The 3,451-nt window shown below is 40.2% G+C and carries 1 protein-coding gene; it reads right to left on the bottom strand.

All coding sequences use genetic code 11. The features are described 5' to 3' along the window. Nucleotides 1-227 precede the first annotated feature (227 nt). Nucleotides 228-3,203 carry a caspase, EACC1-associated type gene (locus IM477_RS01580; RefSeq protein WP_287730261.1) on the bottom strand — a complete coding sequence of 992 codons (2,976 nt, stop codon included), beginning with the start codon at nucleotides 3,201-3,203 and terminating at the stop codon, nucleotides 228-230. Nucleotides 3,204-3,451 lie beyond the last annotated feature (248 nt).

The raw sequence follows: 3,451 nt of genomic DNA, 5'->3' as shown, positions 1-3,451 counted from the left end.
TGCGCTGATCGCTTATCAATTATTTATCTTTGCGATCGCCGACAATCTATCGGAACTCATCAACGAAGCTGACAATTTTTGCTTGCTTAAACTTGGCTGATAATAGACAACTTTAATGAGCGTATCGGTTAGGCATAACGTTCCCAATCACCCGCCGCAGATAACCTCGAACTCTAACCGATAACCTTTCGGCGGCCGGTGTGCATTGGGGTTGTTAGCCTGCGCGGCTATCCAATTCCTCTGTTATTCAATTTGACCGGAACTTCTGACTTAAGTTCTGCTTCAACTGCTGGGTTAAAGTTCACAGTATACTGGCGAATTATTTTCAGTTGTTCCCAGTCCAAACTACCTTGTTGACGTTTTATAAGCATACGCAATAAATCAGGATCATCATCCAACTTACTCTGCTTCTCCTGCGACAATTGCGGTTTTACTTCTTCTAAAAGGTAAGCCAAGGGATCACCAGATGGAAATTCAATTAAATGCCCTTCTTCTTGCGCTTCTAGCATCTCGTCAAAATACCACAACATTGCATGAGACGTATAAGGCCACTGTCCGCACATTGCTAGCCATCTGATGGTAGCAACTGGATTGCTTAAAATAATCTGCTCATTTTTATATTCAGCTAAACTACGAACTAGTCGATAAATGTTTACTAAGCGTTTAAGATGACGCGGGTTCGGTCGTAGAAATCGCGTTAAGCTTTGAAAAGCTTCCAATTCATCATAAGTAAACGCTATCAGGGAGTTTGGATGATCAAGACTAATTTCTTGAAGACCGATTGGAGCTTGTTGCATGTCCAGGAATGTTTGGGCTGCTTCTAGTGCTGTTTCTAATTCCGTCAAATTGCCAGCTTTGATCTTCAACTTTTTACCATCAACTTCTAGCTCCAACTGAATTTCTTTATCGCTGAATTTCTCTGCCAAAAACTGCATCAACAAATTGATTTTGTCTGGACTAACACTTAAAATGCTAGTATAAAAGCCGTCTTGAGGTTCAAGCTCTTGTGATTCATGCTCTCTTGTCCTGATTAATTCAATTTCTCCAAAAGGCTTTGGCTCATCTTTCTCATCTGGAAATAATTGCCTTGCAATAAATACTTTCAATTCTTCTGAATTAGGCTGTGGTATGCAAAAAGGTATTTGGACGATTTTATCTAAATACTCATAGCCTGATGCCCCAACAGGGCCAAGCATACTCTTGTAGTGTTCTTCGACCGCACGAGTAATAATTCTGGCATCGATTCCCAAGGAAACAATAAAGCTGTCAAAGTTAAGCAGCAGTTTGACAGCCTGGAGTACTTCAACTGCCTTTTGCGGTTCACATCGATCTAGGTCATCAATGATGACTAAAATTCGAGCATTGTCTTTCTTTAATCTTGTTGCCAAAAACTCTAGATCGGAACGAATTTCAGCCATATAACCAATTTGCTTACCGTAGTTTCGTTCTTGAAAAAGAGTTGTAATCCATTGACTCAATGGTTTAGATAACGTATCTCCAACTATCTTAAAAACTCCACTAATGCCTAATGCAACAACAGCGCCCCAAATTAACTTTAGATCAAGCTTAAATTTAAAAACTCCAAGAAAACATAAACCGACCACAACAGCAGAAACCCCAATCAATTGACTTCGTGATTGTTTAAGCTGATGCTTTAGGTTACGACCTAATTTAATAAGAAATCTGCCAGGAAAGCCCCAAGAAACCTCAATCTCTAGTCGATTCATAATTTTTCGCACTAGACCAGGCCAAATTACTTCAGCACAACTGTATTCCCACGCATTAAATTCAACAACATGAACCCTTGGGATAGTTGAACTAGTTGACGCTTCTCTTTTTTGGCGACGCTTTTGATAACGTTGATTCAGTTCTCGTGTAATGTGTTCTAAAAGAAAAGACTTTCCCATTCCCCAAGAGCCAAATATACCAATGGTTAAAGGGGGTTGGGTATAAGGTGATTCAATCAAATCAGCAAAAGCGGCAACATAATACTTAAAGCCAAGTTGATCCTCTGCTGCAACTAAATCATTTCCTGCTCCTCTCAAACCACCAATCTTAAATACTGAAGTTTGACTAGAGTTAGATAATTCGCTGTCGCTAACTGCGGTTTCTATAGAATGTTTATCTTCATCAGAATTTATTTGACTTGTTTGAATTAAGGCGATGTCTTCATCCCGCAAACCCAAAACTTCTTGATAGTGCTTGAGGTCGTCGAGGGTAGCTTGACTTAGCGGATTTTCCTTTTGAATTTCTTCAGAAAATACTTGTTTATATTGCCGCAACTTTTCCTGATGTTCTTGAAAAGGCTTTAGAACTTCAGATTCAATTTCTAAAGCAACTTCTCGTTGTAAGCCAAGTTGTTCTCTCAGGACATCTAGAGTTTTACGATTTATAACTGAAATTTCACCCCGATCCGCCGTATTGCGTTCAAATTCTTTACGGTATCTGAGTTTCGGATCGCTTACTGGAGCTTTTGCAATAAGTATTTTATAGCCTTCTCTAACCGCATAAATCTGTGGATTTATCGCTGGAGAAGAGATCTTAACCTTGTCCTTAGCATATTCATGCCATTCGTCAACTGTAATCCAGCCGTCGTTATCTACGTCTGCGGCTCCAGTCTTAATCCCTTCAACTAAGTATCGAGTATAAATTGAAAGTTCAGAGTTCTCCTCTTGAAAAGCATATTGAGTAGCACTCGAAGAAGTTAATACGACTCTTCCCTCTCCACCAAGTTGTCCTTGTATATCTACTGAGGAAAAACCTGCTTTAGCAGTCATGCCTCTTGCGAAAGCTCCACTAAAACAACAGTCAAGAACAATTACCTGTCGTTTTGAGCGACTTCTTTCCATACTTTCGTGTATGAAACTAGCAGAAACTGCTGTCGCTCTTGAAAGCTCCCCTCTTTCAGTTTTTCGGGTCTTGGAATTTGCAAGGTAGAGGCTTGCAGAATCGTCCGTAATGCCATGACCAGAATAGTACAGGAGTAAAAGATCATCCTTTTGGCAGTCTGAGAACAATTTTTCAATTGCCTCTTCCATCGCTGAGCGTTCAGGGTTAATTAGCAATATGACTTCATCGAAACCACCCATTCCTGGATGTTCAAAAACCTGCTTCATTGATTCAATATCTTGGATCGCAGCAGGTAAAGGGGCTAAGCCTGATTCATATTCACTAACTCCAATTAGCAAAGCTACCTTAGCCATTTCGATTTCCTTGGGTCACAACGCAACATTATTATGCTGATTGTTTCGTTAAAAAACTGTATTTCGTTGAACATCAACAGACAGCCTCCGCATACGTCCTCAGCAGGCTAACGGCTTAATTGAGCGGCAATTGATCGCCTCTAACTAAGCACAATTTACTCTGATTATTGTCCGCTCCAATGATGTGTTATGCGCTGATCGCTTATCAATTATTTATCTTTGCGATCGCCGACAATCTCTCGGAACTC

Source organism: Microcystis sp. M090S1 (genome assembly GCF_020246295.1).
GTDB lineage: Bacteria > Cyanobacteriota > Cyanobacteriia > Cyanobacteriales > Microcystaceae > Microcystis > Microcystis aeruginosa.
Note: the sequence above shows the minus strand (reverse complement) of the source record. Positions and strands in the feature narration are given on the sequence as shown.

Coding starts and splice junctions, on each gene's coding strand:
- IM477_RS01580 (WP_287730261.1), bottom strand. CDS start 3,203: ATGGCTAAGGTAGCTTTGCTAATTGGAGTTAGTGAATATGAATCAGGC.